Raw genomic sequence first — 26,022 nt, 5'->3', positions numbered from 1 at the left:
GCCGGAAACCGATCGCGAGCGGACTCGCATCAACGGCAAGCGGCCAGGCTATCAGTCAATTAAACAGCCTCGCGATTTAAAACAAAACCCCCTGCCATGGCAGGGGGTTCTGGCTGGCGTCCGCTCCAGGCAGGAACGGCTATCAACCGGACTTACTGGGTCTTCAGGCCGAAGGCGTCAGCGGTCGCTTGGGCGGTTTTCGCTTCTTCTTCCAGCAGCGCCTTGATGGACAGGCGGATGCGGCCGCGGTCATCCATTTCGATGGCCTTGACCTTCACAACCTGGCCTTCCTTCAGGTAGTCGGACACATTCTTGATGCGCTCGTTGGCGATCTGCGAGATGTGGACCAGACCGTCCTTGCCCGGCAGGATGGAAACGATGGCGCCGACGTTGTTGTCGAGGATCTTGACCACGGTGCCTTCGTACACCTTGCCCACTTCGACTTCGACAGTGATCTCTTCGATGCGCTTCTTGGCCGCTTCCGCGCCCTCGCTGCTTACCGAGGCGATGGTGATGGTGCCGTCTTCTTCGATGTTGATCTCGCAGCCGGTATCCTTGGTGATGGAGCGGATGGTCTCGCCGCCCTTGCCGATCACTTCGCGGATCTTCTCCGGGTTGATCTTCATCACGTACAGGCGCGGAGCGTGGGCGGACAGCTCTTGCGGGCCGTCCACGGCTTCCTTCATCAGGCCCAGGATGTGCAGACGGCCTTCCTTGGCCTGCTCCAGCGCAACCTGCATGATTTCCTTGGTGATGCCCTGGATCTTGATGTCCATCTGCAGCGCGGTCACGCCTGCGGCGGTGCCGGCCACCTTGAAGTCCATGTCGCCCAGGTGATCTTCATCGCCCAGGATGTCGGTCAGCACGGCGAAGCGGTTGCCTTCCAGGATCAGGCCCATGGCGATGCCGGCCACGTGCGCCTTCAGCGGCACGCCGGCCGACAGCAGCGACAGGCAGCCGCCGCACACGGAAGCCATCGACGAGGAGCCGTTGGATTCGGTGATCTCGGACACCACGCGCATCGAGTAGCCGAACTCGTCTTCCGGCGGCAGCACGGCCACCAGCGCGCGCTTGGCCAGGCGGCCGTGGCCGATTTCGCGGCGCTTCGGCGGGCCCATGCGGCCGGCTTCGCCGGTGGAGTACGGCGGGAAGTTGTAGTGCAGCATGAAGCGCTCGGTGTACTCGCCGGCCAGCGCGTCGATGATCTGCTCGTCCTGCTTGGTGCCCAGCGTGGCCACGACCAGCGCCTGGGTTTCGCCGCGGGTGAACAGCGCGGAGCCGTGGGTGCGCGGCAGCACGTTGTTGCGGATGCTGATCGGACGCACGGTGCGGGTGTCGCGGCCGTCGATGCGCGCTTCGCCAGCCAGGATCTGGCCGCGGACGATTTCAGCTTCCAGGCTCTTGAAGATGCCCTTGATCTCGTTGGCCTTCAGGGTGTCGGTTTCTTCGTTGATCAGGCCGGCCTTGACCGCGTCCCAAGCTTCGTTGATGGCGACGGTGCGGGCTTGCTTCTGGCGCAGGCGGAAGGCTTCGGCCAGCTTCTCGCCGGCGATGCCGCGGATCTGGGCGATCAGCGCTTCGTCCTTGGCCGGAGCGGCCCAGTCGAACATCACCGGATTCACTTCGTCGGCCAGTTCGTTGATGGCCTTGATCGCAGCCTGCATCTGTTCGTGGCCGAACACCACAGCGCCCAGCATCACGGCTTCCGGCAGTTCCTTGGCTTCAGATTCCACCATCAGCACGGCGCGCGAGGTGCCGGCGACCACCAGATCCATCTGCGAGGTTTGCAGCTCGGTCTTGGTCGGGTTCAGGATGTATTCGCCGTTGGCGTAGCCGACGCGGGCGGCGCCGATCGGGCCGGCGAACGGCAGGCCGGAAATGGCCAGCGCGGCGGAAGCGCCGATCATCGCCGGGATGTCGGAATCCACTTCCGGATTCAGCGACAACACGGTGGCGACGATCTGCACGTCATGGTAGAAGCCTTCCGGGAACAGCGGGCGGATCGGACGGTCGATCAGGCGGCTGGTCAGCACTTCCTTCTCGGACTGCTTGCCTTCGCGCTTGAAGAAGCCGCCCGGGATCTTGCCGGCGGCGTAGGTACGCTCGAGGTAGTCGACGGTCAGCGGGAAGAAGTCCTGGCCCGGCTTGACGTTTTTGCCGCCCACCACGCTGACCATGACGACGGTGTCGTCAACGGAAACGACTACGGAACCGGATGCCTGGCGAGCGATTTCGCCGGTTTCCAAGGTGACGGTCTGGCGGCCGAACTGGAAGGTTTTGGTGATCTTGTTGAACACGAGGGTTTCCCTATCTTGGTTCACTGATGAAAATGCGCGAGCGGATAAAACAACGGGAACCCCTAAAAATTCGGACCTGGACGAAAGATCGGAATTTGTAGAGGCTCCCCCCGTTGTTACGACAATTTTACTCGCACAGCTGCCGGTGTGAAAAAGTCGCAGCAAGCTGCGACTTTTTCAGAACCGTATACCGATTACTTGCGCAGGCCCAGACGGGTGATCAGCGCGCGGTAGCCTTCAGCGTCGGTGCGCTTCAGGTAGTCCAGCAGACGACGACGACGGCTGACCAGCTTCAGCAGGCCACGACGGCTGTGGTGGTCCTTGGTGTTGGCCTTGAAGTGCGGGGTCAGGTCGTTGATGCGGGCGGTCAGCAGCGCGATTTGGACTTCGGAAGAACCGGTGTCGCCTTCAGCGCGTTGGAAGCCTTTAACGATTTCTGCTTTTTGAGCGGCGGTCATTGCCATTTGGATTGCTCCGTTTCAATAGGGGTTTGAAAACCCGACAAGTGCGGCGAGCCGGAAAACCCAACCCATTCCACACTCCGGTAAGTGGCGAATCAGGCCTGGGCCTGGTTCGCCAGGAGCCGGATCGGATGCAGGCGGCCATCGCCGCGAGCCTCGCCCAGCCCCACGAATCTCCGGGAAGACTGTTGGTAAACCCGGAAACGCTGCATTTTCTCACACTTTTGTTCAAAACGCACGGGCTGGCCGTGAAGAAACTTGCCGATCTCCTCATCCGCCAGCTCCAGCTGCGGAAAATGCATCACCAGCACATCCGCCGGCATCAACAAGGCTTCGCGCGCCGGCATGTCCAGCGATTCCAGATCGGCCAGCCGGTGCGATTCGTCCAGGCTGAAACCGCCGGTGGCGGTGCGGCGCAGCGCGGTCAGATGCGCGCCGCAGCCCAGCGCCTCGCCGATGTCGCAGCCCAGCGTGCGGATATACGTCCCCTTGGTGCACAGCACGTCGATCTCGGCCGACACGCCGTCGAACGACAGCAGCTCCAGCTTGCGGATGGTGACCTGGCGCGCCTCGCGCGGCACCTCGATGCCGGCGCGCGCGTATTCGTACAGCGGCTTGCCCTGATGCTTCAGCGCCGAATACATCGGCGGCACCTGGCTGATTTCGCCGCGAAAGCGCGCCAGCGCGGCTTCCAGCTGCTCGCGGCCGAATTCGACCGGCCGCTCGGACACCACTTCGCCCTCCACGTCGCCGGTCGTCGTCACTACGCCGAACCTGACCGTGGCGCGGTACCCCTTGTCCGCGTCCAGCAGATACGAGGAGAACTTGGTGGCTTCCCCCAGGCACACCGGCAGCAGGCCGGTCGCCAGCGGGTCCAGCACGCCGGTATGGCCGGCCTTGGCGGCATTGAGCAGCCAGCGCGCCTTCTGCAGCGCATTGTTGCTGGAAATGTCGTAAGGCTTGTCGATCAGCAGCACGCCATCGATGTGGCGGCGGTTGCTGCGCGGCTTGCTCATTCGGCCTTGCCCTCGCCTTCGGCTTCGCCAGCGGCCGCCTCGCCGAACTTCTCGGCATCCTCGCGCGCCACCTGATTGATCAGGCTGGTCAGGTGCATGCCGCGCTCGACGGAGTCGTCATAGACGAAATGCAGCTGCGGCATGCTGAACATCTTGATCGCGCGGCCCAGCTCGTTGCGCAGATAGCCGGCGGAGCTGTCCAGCGCCTCCTGGGTGGCTTCGCGCGTACTGTCCACCATCACCGTGTAGTAAACCTTGGCGTGCGAATAGTCGCGGGTCACTTCCACCGCGGTGATGGTGATCCAGCCGGCGCGCGGATCCTTCAGGCCCTTTCGGGTCAGCTCGGCCAGCTCGCGCTGGATCTGCTCGGCGACGCGGTCCGAGCGGGAAAAACCTTTTTTGGCTTTGGCCATATCACTTCCAATTCTGTTGCAAACGCGGCCCATGCGGCCGCTAAGCCACGGGGCCCGTCAAAACGCACGCTGAACGGCATGCGCTTGGACGGGCGTCGTGGCGGATACGAAAAAAGGGCGAGCGCCCGCCGGCCTTCCGGCCGACGCGACACCCGCCCCTGGCGTCCCGATTACAGGGAACGCGCGACTTCCACGATCTCGAACGCTTCCAGCTGGTCGCCTTCCTGGATGTCGTTGAAGTTCTTCAGCATCAGGCCGCATTCGTAGCCTTGCTTCACTTCCTTCACGTCGTCCTTGAAGCGCTTCAGCGATTCCAGTTCGCCGGTGTGGATCACCACGTGATTGCGGATCAGACGGATCGAAGCGGAGCGCTTGATCATGCCGTCGGTCACCATGCAGCCCGCGATGTTGCCCACCTTGGAAACCGTGATCACCTGACGGATCTCGACGGTGCCCAGGATCTGTTCCTTCTTCTCCGGCGCCAGCATGCCGGACAGCGCGGCCTTCACCTCGTCCACAGCATCGTAAATGATGTTGTAGTAACGGATGTCGACGCCCTCGTTTTCCGCCAGCTTGCGCGCCGCCGCGTCGGCTCGGGTGTTGAAGCCGATCACGATGGCCTTGGAAGCGATCGCCAGGTTGACGTCGGATTCGCTGATGCCGCCCACGCCGGAGTGCAGGATGGCCACGCGGACTTCTTCGGTGGACAGCTTCTGCAGACTGCCGGCCAGCGCTTCGTACGAACCTTGCACGTCGGCCTTGATGATGATGGACAGGGTTTGCACCTCGCCTTCGGCCATCTGGGCGAACATGTTCTCCAGCTTGGCGGCCTGCTGCTTGGCCAGACGCACGTCGCGGAACTTGCCGGCGCGGAACAGGGCGATTTCGCGCGCCTTCTTCTCGTCGGCCAGCGCCATCGCGTCTTCGCCGGCTTGCGGCACGTCGGACAGACCCAGGATTTCCACCGGGATGGCCGGACCAGCAGAGTCAATTGCCTTGCCGTTTTCGTCCATCATCGCGCGGACGCGGCCGAATGCCGTGCCGGCCAGCACCACATCGCCCTTCTTCAGCGTGCCGGACTGAACCAGCAGCGTGGCGACCGGACCGCGGCCCTTGTCGAGGCGGGCCTCGACGATGATGCCCTTGGCCAGGCTGTCGACCGGAGCCTTCAGTTCCAGCACTTCGGCTTGCAGCAGGATGGCCTCCAGCAGCGCGTCGATGTTCAGGCCCATCTTGGCCGACACTTCGACGAACTGGGTATCGCCACCCCAATCTTCCGGCACCACTTCATGCGCCACCAGCTCCTGGCGGATGCGCTCGACGTTGGCGCCCTGCTTGTCGATCTTGTTGACCGCCACCACCATCGGCACCTTGGCGGCCTTGGCGTGGTGGATCGCTTCGATCGTCTGCGGCATCACGCCGTCGTCGGCCGCCACCACCAGCACCACGATGTCGGTGGCCTTGGCGCCGCGGGCACGCATCGCGGTAAACGCTTCGTGGCCCGGGGTATCCAGGAAGGTGATCATGCCGCGCGGGGTTTCCACGTGGTAGGCGCCGATGTGCTGGGTAATGCCGCCGGCTTCGCCCGCGGCGACCTTGGCGCGGCGGATGTAGTCCAGCAGCGAGGTCTTGCCGTGGTCGACGTGGCCCATCACGGTCACCACCGGAGAACGCGGCTGCTCAACCACTTCCACGGTTTCGCCATCGGTCACGTCCAGATAGGCTTCCGGATCATCCGCCTGGGCGGCCTTGCCGATGTGGCCCATTTCTTCGACCACGATCAGCGCGGTTTCCTGGTCCAGCACTTGGTTGATGGTGACCATCATGCCCATCTTCATCAGGGTCTTGATCACTTCAACCGCCTTCACCGCCATCTTGTGCGCCAGTTCGGCCACGGTGATGGTTTCCGGCACCAGAACCTCATGCACGATGGGCTCGGTCGGCGCCTGGAAGGCGTGCTGGTTGTTCTGCTTGTTCCGGCCCTTGCCGCCGCGGGACTTCCAATCGTTGCCGGCGTCGCCGCCCTTGGTCTTCAGACCGCGGCCGCCCTTCTTGTTGTCGTCCCAGCTGCGTTCGCCGCCCTTCTTGCCCTTGCCCGGACGGCTGCCGCCCGGAGCCGGAGCCGGCGGTTGAGACGGGGCCGCGGCGGCCGGAGCCGGACGCGGGCCGCGATCGCCGGCGCCTGCCGGGCGCGGGCCGCGGTTGTCGCCGCCCGGACGCGGGCCGCGATCGCCGGCGCCTGCCGGACGCGGGCCGCGGTTGTCGCCGCCCGGACGCGGGCCGCGATCGCCGGCGCCTGCCGGACGCGGGCCGCGGTTGTCGTTGCCGCGCGGACCGCGATTGTCGCCGGACGGCGCGCCGCGGCGATCGTCGCGACGCTCTTCGCGCTGCGGCTCGACCACGGGAGCCGGCTCGGGCGCCGGTTGCGAGGCGGCCAGCTTGGCAGCCTGGCGGCGCTCTTCGCGTTCGATCTTTTCGCGCATCAGCGCTTCCTGGCGAGCGCGGAAAGCAGCCTGACGCTTCTCTTCCGCTTCGCGCGCGGCGATTTCTTCCGGCGACAGGATGGAGGCCACGGTGCGCGGCGCCGGCGCGGCGGCCGGCTTCGGCTCGGGCTTCGGTTCCGGCTTGGCTTCCACTTTCGGCTCCGGCTTCGGTTCCGGTTTCGGCTCAGGCTTCGCTTCGACCTTGGGCTCCGGCTTCGGCTCGGGCTTGGCTTCCGCAGGCGCGGCGGCCGGAGCGGGAGCCGGCTCGGCCGGCTTCGGTGCCTCGGCGCGCGGCGCGTCGTCCGGACGCACCACCACGCGCTTCTTGCGGGTTTCCACTGTCACGGTGCTGCCGTCGGCCTTCTTGACCTCGGAGGTGGACTTGCGAGTCAGCGTGATGCCGCTATCCTCGCGGGCGCCATGCGAACGCTTCAGGTAGTCCAGAAGCTGGGACTTGTCTTGCGCCGACAGGCTGTCTTCCGGCGAGCGCTTGCTCACGCCCGCGGCGCGCAGCTGCTCGAGCAGGCGTTCCGGCGTGAGATTCATCTCGCTGGCAAATTGTTTTACATTCGTCAAAACCATGCGTCTTCCCAAATTCCGTAAATACTTCCCGAGAAAGCCTTACTGGTTGAACCAGTGTTCGCGCGCCTTCATGATGATTGCGCGTGCAGCTTCCGCTTCCATGCCGGTCATGTCCACCAGATCGTCAACGGCCAGGTCGGCCAGATCGTCGCGGGTGGTCACGCCGCCTGCGGCCAGCTTGCGAACCAGCTCGGCATCCAGGCCTTCAACGTCCTTCAGGTCGTCGGCTACGTTCTCGACCTGCTCTTCGGACGCGATGGCCTGCGTCAGGAGCGCATCACGGGCGCGGCTGCGAAGCTCGCCCACCAGCTCCTCGTTGAAGCCTTCGATTTCCAGCATTTCTTCCAGCGGCACGTAGGCCACTTCCTCCAGCGCGGCGAAGCCCTCTTCCACCAGTTTGGCGGCGGTGTCTTCATCCACGCTCAGCGCGCTGACGAACAGCTGGCGCAGCGCGGCGTCTTCGGCCTGATGCTTCTCTTCCGCTTCGGCCACGGTCATGATGTTCAGGTACCAGCCGGTCAGCTCGGCGGCGAGCTTGACGTTCTGCCCGCTGCGGCCGATGGCCAGCGCCAGCTGCTCTTCCTCGACGATCACGTCCATGCTGTGATTGTCTTCGTCCACCATGATGCGGCTGACTTCGGCCGGCGACAGCGCGTTGATCACGAACTGGGCCGGTTCCGGCGCCCACAGCACGATGTCGACGCGCTCGCCCGCCAGTTCCTGGGTCACCGCCTGCACGCGCGAGCCGCGCATGCCGATGCAAGTGCCCTGCGGATCGATGCGGGCGTCGTTGGCCTTGACGGCGATCTTGGCGCGCATGCCCGGATCGCGCACGGCGGCGCGGATTTCCAGCATGCCTTCCTCGATCTCCGGCACTTCCAGCTCGAACAGCTTGACCAGGAATTCCGGCGCGGTGCGCGACAGGATCAGTTGCGGGCCGCGGCCCTGGCGGTCGATGCGCAGCAGATAGGCCTTCACGCGGTCGCCCACGCGCAGGTTTTCCTTCGGAATCATCTGGTCGCGCGGCAGCACGGCTTCCAGCTTGCCGCACTCGACGATGGCGTTGCCGCGCTCGATGCGCTTGATGGTGCCGATCACCAGGTGCTCGCGGCGCTGCAGGAATTCGTTCAGCAGCTGTTCGCGCTCGGCGTCGCGGATGCGCTGCAGGATCACCTGCTTGGCGGTCTGCGCGCCGATGCGGCCGAATTCGACGGCCTCCATCGGCTCTTCGATGAAGGCGCCCAACTCGATGCGCGGATCGCGGTCGCGCGCGTCGATCAGGCCGATTTCCTTGCTTTCGGATTCCAGCAGCTCGTCCTCCACCACCAGCCAGCGGCGGAAGGTCTGGTACTGACCGGTGTGGCGGTCGATCTCGACGCGCACATCCATCTCGTCATCGGTAAACTTCTTCTTGGTGGCCGAGGCAAGCGCCATCTCAAGGGCGGAAAACACCACATCCTTGCTGACATTCTTCTCGCTCGCCAGGGCATCCACCAGCAACAAAATCTCGCGACTCATGCATTCCTCTCCGAATTTTGTCCTTTAGCGTGGGCTAAAAGCCGTCCAGACATCAAAACTCAGGCTCGAGACGAGCCTTGTCGATGTTGGCGAACGGAATCTCCACGATGCGGCCATCCACATCCAGCTTCACGGAGCCATCCTCGACCCCGGCAAGACGACCGGTAAATTTCTTCTGCTGCTCGATCGGCATCCGCGTCTTGATCTTGGCGAGCTGACCGGAGAAGCGGACAAAATCGGCCTCCTTCTTCAACGGGCGATCCAGGCCCGGAGAAGACACTTCCAAACGCTCGTAATCCACGTTTTCGACCATGAACAGCCGCGTGAAGTGATTGCTCACCAGCACGCAGTCTTCCACGGTGATGCCACCGGGCTTGTCGATAAACACGCGGAAACCGCCACCGGGGGTCATTTCGAAATCGACGAGCTCATAGCCCAGACCCGGCAGGGTGTTTTCCAGCAGCAAACGAACATCCATTGCTTTTTCCACAAATAAAAAATGGGCGAAACGCCCATCCCTAACCGCTGCGATTGTAACCTATTTCCGCAAAAAAGAAAACCGGCCCGGCCGGACCTCCCGGCACCGGAAGCCGGCCTATGCCAGACAACTTTTGCGAGACGATTTCAGTTACGGTACATTACCGCGGATCAAACCGCGGTTTGATCGCAATGGCCTGACGGCCGACAACAACAACTATTAAATAGCGACTCGCAAAACCGTTCGCCGCCGCTCCCGCCGCGACGAAGCTCGCTAAAACCCGCACGACGGAGAAACCCGGATTTATGGATAAGGTGTGGCTCAAAAACTACCAGCCCGGCGTCGCCCACGAGATCGACATCAACCAGTTCCAGTCGGTAACCGAGGTGTTCGACCGCAGCGTCAAGAAATTCAGCGGCCGGCCCGCGATGGCCTGCATGGACAAGGTGCTCAGCTACGCTGAATTGGACGCGCTCAGCGGCCGCTTCGCCTCCTTCCTGCAGCATAGGCTGGGCCTGAAAAAAGGCGACCGCGTCGCTGTGATGATGCCCAATCTGCTGCAATACCCGATCGCCGTGTTCGGCACGCTGCGCGCGGGCGGCGCGGTGGTCAACGTGAACCCGCTGTACACGCCGCGCGAGCTGGAGCATCAGCTGAAGGATTCCGGCGCGGAAACCATCGTCATCCTGGAGAACTTCGCCGGCGTGCTGGAGCAGGTGCTGCCGCGCACCCAGGTGAAGAACGTGGTGGTCGCCTCCATCGGCGAAATGCTGGGCATCCTAAAGGGAACGCTGGTCAATTTCGTGGTGCGCAAGGTGAAGAAGATGGTGCCGCCCTGGCGCATCCCCGGCCACGTACGCTTCAGCGACGCGCTGTCCATCGGCGCGGCCAAGCCTTATGACAAGGTGGCGCTGACCCACGAGGACGTCGCCTTCCTGCAGTACACCGGCGGCACCACCGGCGTGGCCAAGGGCGCCGTGCTGCTGCACAAGAACATCGTCGCCAACATGCTGCAGGCCAGCGCATGGGTGGGCACGCTGGTGCGCGAGGGGCAGGAAGTGATCGTCACCGCGCTGCCGCTATACCACATCTTCTCGCTGACCGCGAACCTGATGGTGTTCACCGAGATCGGCGCGCTGAACGTGCTGATCACCAACCCGCGCGACATACCCGGCTTCGTCAAGGAGCTGCGCAAGTATCCGATCACCTGCATCACCGGGGTCAACACGCTGTTCAACGCGCTGCTGAACCATCCGGAATTCTCCAAGCTGAATTTTTCCACCTGGCGGTTGACGCTGGGCGGCGGCATGGCGGTGCAGAAAGCGGTGGCCGACAAGTGGAAGGCCGTCACCGGCGTGCCGCTGGTGGAGGCCTACGGCCTGACCGAGACCAGCCCGGCCGCCTGCATCAACCCGATGGACCTGAAGGAATACAACGGCACCATCGGCCTGCCGGTGCCGTCCACCGAGATCGAAATCCGCGACGCCGAAGGCCGCCCGGTGGCGCCGGGCGAACAGGGCGAGCTGTGCATCCGCGGCCCACAGGTGATGCGCGGCTACTGGAACCGCCCGGACGAAACCGCCAAGGTGCTGGGCGCCGACGGCTTCCTCGCCACCGGCGACATGGCCGTACTCACGCCGGAAGGCTACGTCAAGCTGGTGGACCGCAAGAAGGACATGATCCTGGTGTCCGGCTTCAACGTCTACCCGAACGAGATCGAGGACGTGGTGGCCGGCCATCCGGACGTGCTGGAAGTCGCCTGCATCGGCGTGCCGGACGACAAGTCCGGCGAAGTGGTCAAGGTGTTCGTGGTGAAGAAGAACCCCGCCCTCACCGACAAGGACATCATCCGCTACTGCCGCGAGAACCTGACCGGCTACAAGGTGCCCAAGCTGGTCGAGTTCCGCAGCGAGCTGCCCAAGACCAACGTCGGCAAGATCCTGCGCCGCGCGCTGCGCGACCAGGAAACCGCCAAGCAGGCCTGATCGCCGCCAGCATCCACGCGACGCCGCCCCCTTGGGCGGCGTTTTGTTTTACCCGGCGCAAACGCAAGCCCGCGCGGGACGGCTAAACTGAATCGATCCTCAGCCCCTTCGGAGCGCTCCATGCTGATGTTGCCGTTTTTCAAACTGATGGCCGAAAAAAAGGCCAGCGACCTGTTTCTGACCAGCTTCTCCCCGCCGATGCTGAAGCTGGGCGGCGAACTGACGCCGGTCAACGAGAAGCCGCTGACGCCGGACATGGTCAAGCAACTGGCCTACAGCCTGATGAGCGAGGAAGAAGCCGCCGTCTTCGAGCGCGAGCGCGAGATGAATCTGGGCCATCCGGTGCCGGGCCTGGGCAGCTTCCGCGTCAACGTGTTCTGGCAGCGCGGCTCGGTCGGCATGGTGGTGCGCTACATCCTGCCCAGCATCCCGACCGTGGAAGAGCTGCAGTTGCCGCCGCTGCTGGAAGAGCTGATCAAGCTGAAGCGCGGCCTGATCCTGGTGGTCGGCTCCACCGGCTCCGGCAAAAGCTCGACGGTGGCGGCGATGCTGCAATCGCGCAACCGCAGCATGAAGGGCCACATCCTCACCATCGAGGATCCGATCGAATTCCTGTTCCGCCACGACCAGTCCATAGTCAACCAGCGCGAGATCGGCTTCGACACGCTGTCCTACGCCCGCGCGCTGAAGAACGCGATGCGCGAGGCGCCGGACGTGCTGATGATAGGCGAGATCCGCGATCCGGAAACGCTGAGCCAGGCCATCGGCTACGCCCAATCCGGCCATCTGTGCATCTCCACGCTGCACGGCAACAACAGCTACCACATGCTGAACCGGGTGATGAATTTCTTTCCGGCAGAAGCGCGCGGCGCGCTGCTGATGGACCTGTCGGCCTCGCTGCGCGCCGTGATCTCGCAGCGGCTGGTGGCCACGCTGGACGGCGGCCGGGTGCCTGCGCTGGAGCTGCTGATCAACACGCCGCACATTTCGGAGTTGATTCGGGCCGGAGAGATGGACAAAATCAAGGAGGCCATCGAAAGCAGCATGAGCGATGGCGCGCAAACCTTCGAACAGGCGCTGTTCCAGCTCTACCAGGCCGGACGGATCAGCCTGGACGAAGCGTTGAAGAACGCCGACTCGCCCACCAATCTGTACTGGCTGATCAACCAGTCCCAGGAGGCGGGCAAAGGCAAAGACAAACCTGGCCCCGCCAGCGCGGCCAGCTTCGACAGCATCAAACTGGACTTGTAAACCCACCCGATGATTACCCTGTACGGCATTCCCAACTGCAATACCGTGAAGAAGGCCCGCCAATGGCTGGCCGACAACGGCATCGACTACCTCTTCCACGACTTCAAGAAACAAGGCATAGACGCCGGGCGCCTGCAAGCCTGGGCCGCGCAAGTGCCGCTGGCTAAACTGGTGAACCGCCAGGGCACCACCTGGCGCGCGCTGCCGGACGAGGCCAAGGCCGCCGCAGACACGCTGGACGGCGCCGTCGCGCTGATGCTGGACAAGCCGTCGGTGATCAAGCGCCCGGTGCTGGAATGGGACGGCAAGGTCGGCGTCGGCTTCGCCGAAGCCGACTGGGCGGAGCGATTCGGCAAATGAGCGCGACGCTGGATCTCGCCCGCGAGCTGATCCGCCGCGATTCCGTCACCCCGCGCGATGAAGGCTGCCAGGCGCTGATGATAGAACGCCTGGAAGCGATAGGCTTCAAGGTGGAAAAGATGCGCCACGGCGACGTGGACAACTTCTGGGCGCGCCGCGGCGACGCCGGCCCGCTGTTCTGCTTCGCCGGCCATACCGACGTGGTGCCCACCGGGCCGCTGGACAAATGGGACAGCCCGCCGTTCGAGCCGACCGTGCGCAACGGCCTCTTGTACGGCCGCGGCGCCGCCGACATGAAGGCGTCTCTGGCCGCCTTCGTCACCGCCTGCGAGCGCTTCGTCGCCGAACATCCTGATCACAAGGGCTCGCTGGCGCTGCTGATCACCTCGGACGAGGAAGGCGTGGCGGTCGACGGCACGGTCAAGGTGGTCGACGCGCTGGAAGCGCGCGGCGAGACGATAGACTACTGCATCGTCGGCGAGCCGACCTCCGAACAGCGGCTGGGCGACACCGTGAAAAACGGCCGCCGCGGCTCGTTGTCCGGCCGCCTGGTCGTGCACGGCATCCAGGGCCACATCGCCTACCCGCAGCTGGCGAAAAACCCCATCCACCTGATGGCGCCGGCCTTGGCGGAACTGGCCGCCACCCGCTGGGACGAGGGCAATGCCTTTTTCCCGCCCACCAGCTGGCAGGTGTCCAACATCCAGGCCGGCACCGGCGCCACCAACGTCATCCCAGGCCACTGCGAGCTGCTGTTCAACTTCCGCTTCTCGCCGGAAAGCACCGCGGAAAGCCTGAAAGAACGGGTGTATCAGATACTGGACAAGCACGGTCTGGGCTACGAGCTGCACTGGCAGCTGTCCGGCCAGCCCTTCATCACGCCGCCGGGCGCGCTGACCGACGCGCTCAGCGCGGCCATCGCCGAGGTGTCGGGCGCCAAGGCCGAACTGTCCACCACCGGCGGCACCTCGGACGGCCGCTTCATCAAGCGCATCGCGCGCGAGCTGGTGGAATTCGGCCCCATCAACGCCACCATCCACAAGCTGAACGAATGCGTGGAAGTGGCCGACGTGGAGCCGCTGGCCGCCATCTACCGCCGCACGCTGGAGGGGCTGCTGGCCAAGGCATGAGGGCCTGCGCTCCGCTATGCTGAAACCGGCGCCCGCGCCGGTTTTTTCACATCCACGCCGCGTCCCTGGCGCAACCATGGTTTTTCGCGTCTCCACGCCGAATGTTGCGGATCGAACTAACAGGTAAGCTCCATCATCATGGAAATCGAAATCGCAAAAATCTTCATCGCGCTGCTGGTGCTGGTCAATCCGCTTGGCGCCATCCCCATCTTCATCAGCTTGACGCCCAACGCCGGCCAGGAGGAAAGGCGGAAAATCGCCAAGACCACCGCCATCGCCGTCGCCATCGTGCTCAGCCTGTTCGCGGTGGTGGGCGAGACGCTGCTGCGCTTTCTGGGCATCAGCATAGGCTCGTTCCAAGTCGGCGGCGGCATCCTGGTGATGCTGATCGCCATCGCGCTGATGAACGCCAAGCCCGGTCCGACCAAGACCACCAAGCAGGAACGCGAGGAGGCGGGCCACAAGACCAATATCGCGGTGGTGCCGATGGCCATCCCGCTGATGACCGGCCCGGGCACCATCTCCACGGTGATCATCTACGCCAGCACCGCCCACTCCTGGATACAGGTGGTCTACCTGCTGATCAGCGGCCTCCTGGTGGCCGTCACCTGCTACGGCGCGCTGGTGCTGGCCTCGCCGCTGTCCCGGCTGCTGGGCCAGACCGGGATCAATATCGTCAACCGGGTGATGGGCATGCTGCTCGCCGCGGTATCGGTGGAAATCATCGTCGACGGCGTTTACCGGCTGTTTCCGCAACTGACTCGCTGAAGGCTCGCGGCGCCGCTGCGGGCCCTCCCCGGCCGGCGCGGCCGCCATTTCACGCCTCCTCCGAACAATCTGGACTGGCCATCGCCGCCCGAGCGTCTGCGCCGTCTCGCTTTCCCATCCAGCCGCCATGCATTTGCCGCCGGAAACCAGGCGGCCTTCCAGACTCTCCTTGACTAATCTCACCCATATTTCATACACCAAATAAGCGATATCGCGCGCCTTGCATTCCCGACCATCCCTATCCCGCGAGGATGAAACGATGTTCGATCAAAAGCTGAAATCCTCCTTGAATGACGCCCTGGCTCAACTGGAAAATCAAAAAAACGTGCTGGACGCGCTGAACCAATCGACCGCCATCATAGAATTCAGCCCGGACGGCATCATCCTCTCCGCCAACGCCAATTTCGAGCAGACCCTGGGCTACAGCGCCGAGGAAATCATCGGCCAGCACCATAGCATGTTTTGCCTGCCGCAATTCACGGCCAGCCAGGAATACAAGGCCTTTTGGCATGTGTTGCGGACCGGGGGCATCATCAAGGATCAGTTCCGGCGCATCGCCAAGGATGGTCGCACCGTATGGCTGGAGGCCAGCTACAACCCGGTCCACGACAAACAGGGCCAGGTGGTCAAAGTGATGGTGTTCGCGCTGGACGTCACCCAGGAGGTCAAGCTCGCCCATGAGGCGAGAAACATCATGAAAGCCGTTGAGCGCTCAATGGCCGTCATCGAGTTCACCCCGGAAGGCGTCATCCTGACCGCCAACGCCAATTTTCTCGGCGCCACCGGCTATACCGCCGAGGAAATCATCGGCAAGCACCACCGCATCTTCTGCCCAGCCGACTTTGTGCACAGCCCCGCCTATGAGCATCTGTGGCAACAGCTGAAACAGGGCGTGTTCGTCTCCGGCAGGTTCGAACGCCTGCATAAATCGGGCCGCCCGATTTGGCTGGAGGCCAGCTACAATCCGATCTTCGACGACGATGGCGTGGTGTTCAAGGTCATCAAGTTCGCCACCGACATCACCGACCAGGAAACCGCGCGCCAGCAAGATCTCCGCCTGGTGCAGGAAGCGCATCGGCTGTCGGCGGCGTCGGACAACGCCTCCAGCAACGGCCAGCAGGTGATCCGCGACACCATCCAGGCGATGAGCGTGATCGCCGACAGCGCGGGACAGTCGGCGCGGCTGATCGAAGACCTGGAACAGAAAACCAGCCGCATCACCACCATCGTCAACACCATCCATGAAATCGCCGATCAGACCAATCTGCTGGCGTTGAACGCGGCGATCGAAGCCGCCCGCGCCGGCGAGCAGGGCCGCGGCTTCGCCGTGGTGGCCGACGAGGTGCGCAAACTGGCGGAACGCACCAGCACCTCCACCAAGGAGGTGACCGAGATGATAGACGACATCAAGAACGGCACCGGCAGCGCCACCGAAAGCATCCACGAAATGCTGGTGAAGGCGCAGAAAGGCGAGGAACACGCCAGCGAGGCCAGCAGTTCGATCGAGCAGATACGCAACAGCACCTCGCGGCTGGCCGATGTGGTCAACCACTTCTCAGCCGTTCAAGCCGGCGCCAATCCCCCCAATCCCTGAGCGCCAGCGCGCTGGCTGGCGCGTTTTTCGGCAAAGGATCACGCCCCTCCCCTCAGCATCCTGACGCCCGCGTAAGCGAAAGCCAGCGCCAGCGCGCCATGCAGCCATCGCCTCAGCCGCAGATAGGCCCGCCGCGCGGCGGCGGTGGAGAACAGCAGCGCATAGGAAGCAAACACGCAGACAGCAATCAGCGCGCAGCCCGCCACCACCCGCGCGCCATGCTCTCCCCCGCCGGAGGCGGGAGAGGCCAGCGACACCAGCGACAGCCAAACCAAGATGGCCTTGGGGTTGCCCAGATGCATCAGCAGCCCCCGCCGCAGCGCCTGTCCATGCGACAGCCCGGCCAGCCGCCGCCCTTCCCCCGCGGCATCGGCGGCGCAAGCCGCCTGCCTGGCAGACTGCCAGGCCAGATACAGCAGGTAGGCGCCGCCCAACAGCTTCAAGCACCACGCCAACGCCAGGCTGCCCCGCATCAATTCCGCGAAGCCCAAAGCGGCGAACACGCCCCAGCAGACAGAGCCCAGCGCCACGCCCGCCGCCAGCGACAAGGCTCGGCTCCTCCCCTGCTCCATCGCCACGCCCATGATGGCCAGATTGCTGGGCCCCGGGCTCGCCGTCCCAACCAGATACACCGCGAACGCCGCGGCCATGTTGGCATCCACCCACACGCCCCCCATCTTTATCTCCAGATAATCTGTATGCGGCGCCTCTCGCCGCTTTCCGGCATTCTCCAGCAATCACGGGACATTATGCCAAAACGCTATCCATTCCTGTAAATATACAGCGGCATCTGTACTGATATTTTCATCATTGTCTGTTCATTGTTTGTACTGATCCCCAGCAGTAAAAATAGCCATCTTCATAGCGTGGTGGCAGCCATGTCCAAGCCTGAAATCAAACCCGTCCCCATCAAGATCCATCCCCGGCTCACCAGCGGCCGCTTCAACAATGTCCGCGTCGGCATGGTGGTGCTGACGCAGCTGGCGTTCTTCGGCATGCCCTGGCTGCTGTGGAACGGCCGCCAGGCGGTGCATTTCAATCTGGCGGAGCATCATTTCCTGATCTTCGGCATCAGCCTGTGGCCGCAGGATTTCATCTACCTGGCGGCGCTGCTGGTGGTATCGGCGCTGGGCCTGTTCCTGTGGACCACGCTGGCCGGCCGGCTGTGGTGCGGCTACAGCTGCCCGCAAACGGTGTATACCCAGATCATGATCTGGATCGAACGGGCGATTCAGGGCGACCACAACGCCCGCCGCAAGCTGGACGCCGCGCCGATGAGCGTCGGCAAGTTCGCCAAGAAAGGCGCCACCCAGGCGATCATGGCCGCGTTCTCCTTGTGGACCGGCCTCACCTTCGTCGGCTACTTCACGCCGATGCGCGAGCTGGCCACGCTGCAGATGGGGCCATGGGATCTGTTCTGGACGCTGTTCTACGGCGGCTTCACCTGGCTGATGGCCGGCGTGCTGCGCGAGAAGGTCTGTTTGCACATGTGCCCGTACGCGCGCTTCCAGGGTTCGATGTTCGACGACCACACCCTGGTCATTTCCTATGACGCCAAGCGCGGCGAGCCGCGCGGCAAGACCCAGGCCAAGAGCGACGCCCAGACCAAGGGTTGCATAGATTGCGGCATCTGCGTGCAGGTCTGCCCCACCGGCATCGACATCCGCAACGGCCTGCAGTACGAATGCATAGGCTGCGCCGCCTGTATCGACGCCTGCGACCAGGTGATGGACAAGCTGAAGTCGCCGCGCGGGCTGATCCGCTACACCAGCGCCCAGGCGCTGCAGGGCAAGCCGGCGCAGAGCGGCCCGTCCTTCCACCGCCCGCGCATCGTCATCTACTCCTGCCTCTTGGCCGGCATCATCACCATGTCCACCACCGCGCTGGTGTTGAAGAAGCCGTTCAAGGTGGACGTGCTGCGCGACCGCGCCAGCCTGGTGGAGCAATCCGACGACGGCCTGCTGCAGAACCGCTACAGCCTGCGGGTGATCAACACCACCGAGCAGGCGCAGCGCTACGTGGTATCGGTCGAGGGCCTGCCCGGCATCCGCATGGAGAAGCCGGGCCAGGTAATCGAGGTCAAGCCGGCCCAGACCGAAACCGTGCCGGTGCGCGTGCAGGTCGAGCCGGAAAGCGCGCCGCGCGGCTCGCATCGCATCCACTTCGTGATACGCTCGCTGAACGATGACGTTTCGATAAGGGAAAAATCCAGCTTCATCGGCGAGTAAGCCGGGTCAGGAAAACAATATATGAACAAAACCGGCCAATTGAGCCAACGCTTCCGCCATGCGATAGAACAGGGCCATCTGCGCGCCGGCGACCGCATGCCCTCGCTGCGCAAGGTGTGCCAGGACCACAAGATCAGCATCACCACCGCGCAGCGCGCCTACGCCGAACTGGAAAAACTGGGGCTGATCGAATCGCTGCCGCGCTCCGGCTTCCGCGTGCTGGCGCGCAGCAGCGCGCTGCCCAGCAACCTGCCGCTCAACAGCGACGGCAGCGGCATCCGCATCGAGCACCTGACCAGCGCGCTGCCCATGCCCTGGGGCTGCCCCTACATGAACCCGGCGCTGATCAACACCACGCCGCTGAACCGCGCCCTCACCCGCGCGCTGCGGGACTACCGCTACGCACTGTCCGGCAACGCCAGCACCGGCTACGAAGGCCTGCGCCGCGAGCTGACGCTGCGCTACCTGGCCCAGGGCGTGGAGCTGGACGGCGACGAGCTGCTGGTCACCTGCGGCGGCATGGAAGCGCTGAACCTGGCGATACGCGCGGTGACCAAGCTGTCCGGCAGCCAGGCGATGCTGGTGCTGACCCCGGCCTTCCCGGCGCTGTTCGACCAACTGGACCAGCTGGGCGTCACCGTGCACACGCTGGCCACGCCGCCCGGCCAGCCGCTGGACCTGGAGCGGATGGAGCAGTTGATCCTCCAGCACCAGCCGGCCGGCATCCTGGCGATGGCCAACTTCCAGCACCCCACCGGCCTGACGATGAGCGACCACGACAAGGCGTCGCTGCTGGCGCTGGCGGACCGGCACCGGCTGCCCATCATCGAGGACGACACCTACCGCGAACTGTATTTCGGCGAAAGCGCGCCCTTGCCGCTGAAGGCCTACGACCAGAAAGGCAGCGTGCTGTACTGTTCCTCGTTCAGCAAGTCGCTGGCGCCGGGCTACCGCGTCGGCTGGATCGCCGCCGGCCGCTACCGCGACAGCATCCTGGGCCTGAAGCTGTGCAGTTCGCTGTCCACGCCGCTGCCCAGCCAGATGGCGCTGGCCCGGTTGCTGTCCGGCGGACAGCACGAGGACATGCTCAGCCTGCTGCGCAGCCGGCTGCAGGCCAACTGGCTGGCAATGAGCCAGCAGCTGGCCGTCCAGATGCCGGCCGGCGCCCGCCAGATCACGCCGCAAGGCGGCTATTTCCTGTGGCTGGAGCTGCCGGAGGGCAGCGACTGCCGCGCCCGGCTGCCGGCCGCGATGCAGCGCGGCATGCACTTCGCGCCCGGCTCGCTGTTCTTCCGTGACGCCCAGCCCAGGCTGAACGCGATGCGGCTCAACTTCAGCTATTTTGACCCGCTGCAACAGCACAACGGCGTGGCGATGCTGGCGGAAAGCCTGGCCAAGCAGGACTGAAGCCCCTTCAGCCCACCGGTGGGCCGCATGGGACATGGTGTTCATGCGGCCTCAGTTTTGAGCTGGGCCAAGGGTTAGGCGTCGCCGCGCTGCCAAACATTGGCCCGTTCCTCAAAATCCGGCCGCTGCGGCCTCACGACACAAAAGCGTTGTCCCGTGGGCGCCTCCATAACCCACCACGTGTGGATTTTCTCGACCCGCTTTGCTCCAAGACTTTCGAGGCGCGCCACTTCCGCCTCGACGTCGTTGGTCTCGATGTCCAGATGGACGCGACTCGCGTGACCCACTGCCTGGACCAGAATCTTCATCTCATCCGGCGGTCCTTCGAGCAGGCGATAGGGGTCAGCGGCGTCTGCAGCGCGTGCAGTACGCCCGATCGCCGCGGACCAAAACCTGGCCGCGCCCTCTATGTCGTCGGTCCTGCAGTCGATGATGATGTTGCTCAGGCGGCTTTTGTGCATTGCGGCTCTCTCCCGTAGGCGGACGACGCTGGACAGATGGTGGGCAGCGGCAGCCGCGTTGTGGCGGCTGATAGATAAAAAATGATGGCAGCAGCGCCGCGCCCCACAAACGCAGCGTGACACAAGTATGAGTCGTACGCCCCGTCAGTCGTCACAGTTGCCAGCGCCTCTATTGCAGCCATCCGGGACAGCCGTGCCGGCAACATCGTGGCATCGCCAGTCACGTCCATAGCTCGGATTGTCAGCGCTTGCGCATCAATCCCCAGATGCAGCTTGCATCACTGGCGGAAGGCAAGGTGCGCGCAGCTCGCTGGATCGTTTGGAATAATATGTCCGCCCCTGAGCATCAACTGCGCGTGTCCGCTCTCCGTATGGCCGGATTGGACAACCCCCTGTCCCTGCCCCAGCCGGACACGCTGCCGACTTCTGGCACAGAGCCGCCTTCCAGCCCGCAGGGCGGGAAGGCCCGGTACGGCTAGACGTGCAGCAGCAGGAAGCGGCGCTCCCACGGGCTGATCACGTCGAAGTACTCGCGGTACTCCGCCTCCTTGATCGCGGCGTAGGTCTCGATGAAGTGCTCGCCGAACAGCTCGGATAGCGGCCGGCAGCGCAGCAGCATGTCGATGGCGTCGTCCAGGTGGCGCGGCAACTGATGGGGCTGCTCGTAGGCGCTGCCGGACAAAGGCTCGGACGGATCGATGCGGTCGCGCATGCCCAGGTAGCCGCAGGCCAGGCTGGCCGCCATCGCCAGGTAAGGATTGACGTCCACACCGGCCAGCCGGTTCTCCACCCGCCTCGCCTCCGGATCGGAGTGCGGCACCCTCAAACCGCAGGTACGGTTGTCGTAGCCCCAACTGAGATTGATCGGCGCCGAGGTGTAGCGGCTGAGGCGGCGGTAGGAATTGACGTAGGGCGCGAAGAACGGCATCGCCGCCGGCAGATAGCGCTGCAGGCCGCCGATGAAGTGCAGGAAGGCCTCAGACGGCTGGCCATCGTCCAGGCTGAAGATGTTGCCGCCGCTGGCGATGTCCACCACGCTCTGGTGCATGTGCATCGCGCTGCCGGGCTGGCCCTGCATCGGCTTGGCCATGAAGGTGGCGTACATATTGTTGCGGATCGCCACCTCGCGCACGGTGCGCTTGAACAGGAACACCTGGTCGGCCAGTTGCAGCGGATCGCCGTGGTCCAGGTTGATCTCCATCTGCGCGGTGCCCATCTCGTGGATCAGCGTGTCCAGCGCCAGGCCCTGGGCCTCGCACCAGTCGTACATCACGTCGAAGATGTCGTCGTATTCGTTGACCGCGTCGATGGAAAAGCTCTGCATCCCCGCCTCGGTGCGGCGGGTGCGGCCCACCGGCGGGCGCAGCGGCAAGTCCTCGTCCGGCTGGATCTCCACCAGGTAGAATTCCATCTCCGGCGCGATCACCGGCTTCCAACCCTGGTCCTCGTACAGTTTCAGGATGCGCTTGAGCACGTTGCGCGGCGCCAGGTCCACCGCGTCGCCGGCGAAGGAATAGCAATCATGGATGATCTGCGCGGTGGGCTCCTTGTTCCACGGCACCGGGCGCAAGGTGCTCAGATCGGGCAGCAGCTTCATGTCGGGGTCGGCGACGGAGGTGAAGTCGCGGTCGGGGTAGTCGCCGGTCACCGTCATCGACAGCACCGCCTCAGGCAGGCGCAATCCGACGGCGGGGTCGTACTTGTGGCGCGGCACGATCTTGCCGCGGGCGAGGCCGGTCATGTCCGGGATCAGACATTCCACCTCGGTGATATGGTGTTCGTCCAGCCATTGGTTGATGATAAGGGCACTGTCCATAAATCCTCTGTCAGCTGTGTTTGCCCGAGCTTCCCAGCCTGCGGGCATGATGGGTCAGGGTATGGCGGCGCGCGGCCTGCAATAAGAACAGGCTGCGGTCCGCGAGCAGCGGCCTGGCGGCCGCAGTGGAAAATGAGTGGATTGGCCGGCTTCGCCGGTGGTTTTGCTGCAAGATCATCGTCCTTTCGTGATAAAGATTTGGCAAAATCGTGTTCAATATTTTCAACGCTTCGTCCATCCTAGCCAGCGTCCGCGGCCATTCGCAACGGACGACGGCCATTGGCTGTCATTTTTAGTCAACAATAGGACAAACAACGCAACAGGACGGCAGCGTCAAAGTGCATTAGAATTAAGCGATATGGATACTCACTCTCCGGCAGACACCGCCCCCCTCGCTCCTTCTCCCCGCCGACCCCGCCGCTGGCTGCGCTGGCTTGCCATCGCCTGTGCGCTGGTGCTGGCCTTCTGGGCCTTTCTCGGCCTGGCCGCGCCCCACTTGCTGCAAAAGGCCGCCGCCGACTGGGCGCGCAAGCATGGCCGCCAGCTGGCCATTTCCGAAGTGCGCATCGTGCCGTGGAGCATGGAGCTGACGCTGGACGGCGTCTCCCTGCGAGAAGGCGACGGCAAGCCGCTATTCCAGGCTCGCCGCATCTACCTGAACGCCGCCCTGTACGCGGTGCTGATGGGCCGCTGGCAAGCCAGCGAATTCCTGCTGGATACGCCGCAGCTATGGTTGGAGCGAGACAAGGACGGCTTGTGGAATTGGGGCCGCTTCGTCGCCGACATCTCCGGCCCGCCCAAGCTGGAAGACGGCACCGCGCCGGAAAAGTTGCCGCGCCTCAAGCTGAACGCGATAGACCTGCGCAACGGCCAGATCCGCATCAGCGACCACCTGGCCGGCCATCACGGCAATTTCCGCCTGATGCCGATCAACCTCAGCCTGAACAACCTGAGCACGCTGGAAGAAAACGGCCGCTACACGCTGCACGCCGAAATGGAGGGCGGCGGCCGCTTCGACTGGCAGGGCAGCATGCGGCTGCAGCCGCTGCAGTCCAGCGGCGAAGCCAGCATGCAGGGCCTGCCGCTCGCCTCGGCCTGGGACTATGTCCGCCCCCATTTCGCCGCCGCCAAGCCGGATGGCGAACTGTCGGTCAATGCCCGCTACCAGTTCGACATGAGCGGCGCCTCGCCCGACCTGACCATCTCCTCGCTGAGCGCCAGCCTAAAGGGGCTGAAGCTGCGCGCGCCGGCGGGCGACGGCATGCTGGACTTGCCGGAGCTGCGGGTGGACGGCGGCGCGCTGGATCTGTCGCGCTCGCTGCTGACCGTGGCCAAGGTGGAACTGAATCACGGCAAGCTCGCGGCCAGCCGCGACGCAGCCGGCCAGCTGGACTGGCTGCGCGCGTTGCCGCCAACCAAGCCTGAAGCCAAACCGGCTCAGCCCGCCAAGCCCTCGCCGTGGATCGTCAAGATCGACAACCTGCGTTTCAACGACTGGCATGCCTCCTGGCGCGACCAGACCTTTGTCCGGCCGATGCAGCTGGAAACCGCGGTGCCGCTGCTGCAGGGCAAGCTGTCCATCGATCCCGACCACGGCCTGAAACTGGATGAGGCCGGGCTCACGCTCGCCGATCTCAAGCTCGCCGCCGCGGGCGGCATGCCCTGGCTGACCCTGGACAAGGCCGAACTGGCACCGACGCTGATCGATCTGAAGCAGCGCCGCGTCCAGCCCGGCGACATCTCGCTGAATGGCCTGAACCTGGCCCTGCAGCGCGAACGAAACGGCCAGCTGCAACTGCAGCAGCTGCTGGCCCAACGCCCGCGGCCCGCCGCGGCGCGCGCGCAAAAGGACGGCGGCCCCGGCTGGAAGCTGTCCTACCCGGCGGTGACGCTGGAGAACGGCGCGGTGGGCTGGCGCGACCTCAGCCTGGGCAAACCGCTGGAATACGGAGTGAAGCAACTGGACGGACGGCTGGAACTGAAGAGCGGCGACCTGCTGGCGCTGGACCTTGCCGGCCGCGCGGGCGCGGGCAAGCTCGCCGCCAAGCTGGACATCGACGCCGCCGCGCCCTCCGCCCGCGGCGCGGTCAAGCTCGACGCGCTGCCGGTGGCGCCGCTGGCGCCGTACGCGTTGGCCGGCACGCCGCTGAAGCTGTCCGGCGGCGCGCTCAGCGCCGATCTCAAGCTCAATGCCACCTCCGCCGGCCGCTGGAGCCTGGGCGGCCAGTTGAAGGTGGCGAAGATGGCGCTGCAGGAGCCCGGCGAGCCGCTGCCGCTGCTGGGCTGGAACACTCTTTCGCTCAGCCAGCTGCAGGCGCAAGGCATGCCGCTGAAAGTATCCATCAACGACGTGCGCCTGGACCAGCCGCGCGCCCGCCTGATCCTGGACCCGCAACGCAACCTGAACTGGCAGAAGATCTTCGCCAGGCAGCCGGCCAAGCCGGCTAGCGGCAACAGCGCGCCGCTGCCCCAGGTGGACGTGCACAGCATCCACGTGCAGAACGGCGCGGTGGAGTTCGCCGACCATGGCATGACCCCCGACTTCGCTACCCGCATGCACCACCTGCGCGGCAGCATCCAGAACCTGTCCACCCGCGCCGGCGGCCGCGGCCGCATCACGCTGGACGGCGCGGTGGACCAGTACGGCGAGGTCAAGGTGCGCGGCGCGCTGTCGCCGATGTCGCCCACCGACAGCACCGACATCCTGCTGGACTTCCACAACCTGGCGCTGAACAACCTGAATCCGTACTCGATGAACTTCGCCGGCTGGCAGGTGAAGGACGGCAAGCTGTCGCTGGAGCTGCGCTACCTGCTGGATCACCGCCAGTTGAAGGGCGAGAACCGCATCGTGATCGACTCCATCCAGCTGGGCGAAGAGCTGAAGGGCGACAAGTCGCCGCACCTGCCGCTGAAGCTGGCGGTGGCGCTGCTGGAAGACAGCGATGGCCGCATCGACCTGGACCTGCCGGTGGCCGGCAGCCTGGACGATCCGCAGTTCAGCTACGGCCAGCTGGTATGGAAGGCCATCGTCAACGTGGTCACCAAGGTGGTCACCGCGCCGTTCCGCGCGCTGGGCGCGCTGCTGGGCGGCGACGGCTTCGACGACATCCGCTTCGTCGCCGGCGAGGCCCACGTCAGCCCGCCGGAGCGCGAGAAGCTGGACAAGGTGGCGGCGGTGATGGCCAAGCGGCCCAAGATGCAATTGTCCATCGCCGGCGGCTACGCCGCCGAGGACGCCAAGCAGCTGGCGCGCGCCCGCGTCGACTCGGCGGTGCTGGCCGCCGCCGGCCACCCGCCGATGGACGACGAGCCGCTGCCGTCGCTGGACCTGAAGGATGCGCAGACCCAGTCGGCGATCAAGTCGGTCTACGGCCAGCGCATCGGCCGGCTGAAGCTGCTGGGCCACACGCTGAAGCCGGGCGGCCCGTCCGGCGAGGCGCTGGCCAAGCTGCTGCGCGACGAGATGCTGGCGGCGGAAAAAGTGGGCGACGCCGACCTCGTCAAACTCGCCAAGTTGCGCGGAGACAACGCCCGCAAGGTGATGCTGCGCCACCAGCCCGAGCTGGCGGACCGCATCGCGCTGGACCAGCCGAAACAGACCTCCGCCAACCGCGACGGCGTGGAGCTGGCGGTGAAAATCAGCGCGAAATAGCCCGCCGGCGCCGCTTACGGAGTACAATCGGAAACGGCGCCGGAACACAACAACTTGCGTTTCACCCCATAACGGCGTAACAACATATAGTGTGCTACGCCGTTTTTCATGCGCAGCCGGCC

20 protein-coding genes and 1 pseudogene are annotated in these 26,022 nt (G+C 64.7%); 9 read left to right on the top strand and 12 right to left on the bottom strand.

The genetic code is table 11. From position 1 onward, the window contains the following. Window positions 1–152 precede the first annotated feature (152 nt). The 7 genes from pnp to rimP form a co-directional block, all read right to left on the bottom strand. Window positions 153–2,297, bottom strand: coding sequence for a polyribonucleotide nucleotidyltransferase (pnp, locus tag CV_RS07160; protein ID WP_043595748.1), 2,145 nt, complete (start codon window positions 2,295–2,297; stop codon window positions 153–155). A 194-nt stretch (window positions 2,298–2,491) separates the two neighbouring features. Continuing rightward, window positions 2,492–2,761 (bottom strand): 30S ribosomal protein S15, encoded by a 270-nt coding sequence (gene rpsO / locus CV_RS07155; RefSeq protein WP_011135017.1) that lies wholly within the window; start codon window positions 2,759–2,761, stop codon window positions 2,492–2,494. 92 nt (window positions 2,762–2,853) lie between these two features. After that, complete coding sequence (gene truB, locus CV_RS07150) at window positions 2,854–3,774, bottom strand: tRNA pseudouridine(55) synthase TruB (protein ID WP_011135016.1); 921 nt, start codon at window positions 3,772–3,774, stop codon at window positions 2,854–2,856. After that, window positions 3,771–4,187 carry a 30S ribosome-binding factor RbfA gene (rbfA, locus tag CV_RS07145; protein ID WP_011135015.1) on the bottom strand — a complete coding sequence of 139 codons (417 nt, stop codon included), beginning with the start codon at window positions 4,185–4,187 and terminating at the stop codon, window positions 3,771–3,773. The genes truB and rbfA overlap by 4 nt, the downstream gene beginning before the upstream one ends. 170 nt (window positions 4,188–4,357) lie before the next feature. Continuing rightward, entirely contained in the window at window positions 4,358–7,252 is a 2,895-nt protein-coding gene (gene infB / locus CV_RS07140) for a translation initiation factor IF-2 (protein WP_011135014.1), read from the bottom strand. Window positions 7,253–7,291: 39 nt separating this feature from the next. Beyond that, window positions 7,292–8,770, bottom strand: coding sequence for a transcription termination factor NusA (gene nusA, locus CV_RS07135; RefSeq protein ID WP_011135013.1), 1,479 nt, complete (start codon window positions 8,768–8,770; stop codon window positions 7,292–7,294). Window positions 8,771–8,822: 52 nt separating this feature from the next. Further along, entirely contained in the window at window positions 8,823–9,248 is a 426-nt protein-coding gene (gene rimP / locus CV_RS07130; protein WP_011135012.1) for a ribosome maturation factor RimP, read from the bottom strand. Window positions 9,249–9,553: 305 nt separating this feature from the next. Between rimP and CV_RS07125 the strand changes: the two genes are divergently transcribed. The 6 genes from CV_RS07125 (at window position 9,554) to CV_RS07100 (ending at window position 16,336) form a co-directional block, all read left to right on the top strand. Then, window positions 9,554–11,233 (top strand): long-chain-fatty-acid--CoA ligase, encoded by a 1,680-nt coding sequence (locus CV_RS07125; RefSeq protein ID WP_011135011.1) that lies wholly within the window; start codon window positions 9,554–9,556, stop codon window positions 11,231–11,233. A 120-nt stretch (window positions 11,234–11,353) separates the two neighbouring features. Further along, on the top strand, window positions 11,354–12,484 hold the full coding sequence (locus CV_RS07120) for a PilT/PilU family type 4a pilus ATPase (protein WP_011135010.1): 1,131 nt from the start codon (window positions 11,354–11,356) through the stop codon (window positions 12,482–12,484). 9 nt (window positions 12,485–12,493) lie between these two features. Further along, the gene (locus CV_RS07115) at window positions 12,494–12,844 is read left to right on the top strand and encodes an arsenate reductase (RefSeq protein ID WP_043595744.1); all 351 of its coding nucleotides are present in this window, start codon (window positions 12,494–12,496) and stop codon (window positions 12,842–12,844) included. Next, window positions 12,841–13,974, top strand: coding sequence for a succinyl-diaminopimelate desuccinylase (dapE, locus tag CV_RS07110; RefSeq protein ID WP_011135008.1), 1,134 nt, complete (start codon window positions 12,841–12,843; stop codon window positions 13,972–13,974). The genes CV_RS07115 and dapE overlap by 4 nt, the downstream gene beginning before the upstream one ends. Before the next feature lie 138 nt (window positions 13,975–14,112). Further along, on the top strand, window positions 14,113–14,742 hold the full coding sequence (locus tag CV_RS07105) for a MarC family protein (protein ID WP_011135007.1): 630 nt from the start codon (window positions 14,113–14,115) through the stop codon (window positions 14,740–14,742). 259 nt (window positions 14,743–15,001) lie between these two features. Continuing rightward, the gene (locus CV_RS07100; protein WP_011135006.1) at window positions 15,002–16,336 is read left to right on the top strand and encodes a methyl-accepting chemotaxis protein; all 1,335 of its coding nucleotides are present in this window, start codon (window positions 15,002–15,004) and stop codon (window positions 16,334–16,336) included. Window positions 16,337–16,374: 38 nt separating this feature from the next. On the opposite strand, the gene CV_RS07095 is transcribed toward CV_RS07100, so the two are convergent. Continuing rightward, complete coding sequence (locus CV_RS07095) at window positions 16,375–17,013, bottom strand: LysE family translocator (protein WP_043595741.1); 639 nt, start codon at window positions 17,011–17,013, stop codon at window positions 16,375–16,377. Between the two features lie 201 nt (window positions 17,014–17,214). Here CV_RS07095 and ccoG point away from each other — a divergent pair, with 201 nt between their 5' ends. After that, window positions 17,215–18,564, top strand: a complete 1,350-nt coding sequence (ccoG, locus tag CV_RS07090) for a cytochrome c oxidase accessory protein CcoG (protein ID WP_043595738.1) — start codon at window positions 17,215–17,217, stop codon at window positions 18,562–18,564. Window positions 18,565–18,585: 21 nt separating this feature from the next. After that, a complete protein-coding gene (locus CV_RS07085; protein ID WP_011135003.1) occupies window positions 18,586–19,971 on the top strand; it encodes a PLP-dependent aminotransferase family protein in 1,386 nt (461 codons plus the stop codon). A gap of 74 nt (window positions 19,972–20,045) precedes the next feature. Here CV_RS07085 and CV_RS07080 read toward each other — a convergent pair whose 3' ends face one another. The 4 genes and pseudogenes from CV_RS07080 to CV_RS23425 form a co-directional block, all read right to left on the bottom strand. Next, window positions 20,046–20,432, bottom strand: a complete 387-nt coding sequence (locus tag CV_RS07080; RefSeq protein ID WP_011135002.1) for a VOC family protein — start codon at window positions 20,430–20,432, stop codon at window positions 20,046–20,048. Window positions 20,433–20,512: 80 nt separating this feature from the next. After that, a pseudogene (locus tag CV_RS24040) lies at window positions 20,513–20,707 on the bottom strand (IS5/IS1182 family transposase); the annotation flags it as partial. Window positions 20,708–20,907: 200 nt separating this feature from the next. Further along, a complete protein-coding gene (locus CV_RS07075; protein ID WP_043595736.1) occupies window positions 20,908–22,248 on the bottom strand; it encodes a glutamine synthetase family protein in 1,341 nt (446 codons plus the stop codon). A gap of 10 nt (window positions 22,249–22,258) precedes the next feature. Next, window positions 22,259–22,486: a hypothetical protein gene (locus CV_RS23425; protein WP_147296203.1), complete on the bottom strand. Its 228-nt coding sequence runs from the start codon at window positions 22,484–22,486 to the stop codon at window positions 22,259–22,261. A gap of 120 nt (window positions 22,487–22,606) precedes the next feature. Between CV_RS23425 and CV_RS07070 the strand changes: the two genes are divergently transcribed. Continuing rightward, a complete protein-coding gene (locus CV_RS07070; protein WP_011134999.1) occupies window positions 22,607–25,900 on the top strand; it encodes a DUF748 domain-containing protein in 3,294 nt (1,097 codons plus the stop codon). The last annotated feature ends 122 nt before the right edge of the window (window positions 25,901–26,022 follow it).

Source organism: Chromobacterium violaceum ATCC 12472 (assembly GCF_000007705.1).
Lineage (GTDB): Bacteria > Pseudomonadota > Gammaproteobacteria > Burkholderiales > Chromobacteriaceae > Chromobacterium > Chromobacterium violaceum.
Note: the sequence above shows the minus strand (reverse complement) of the source record. Positions and strands in the feature narration are given on the sequence as shown.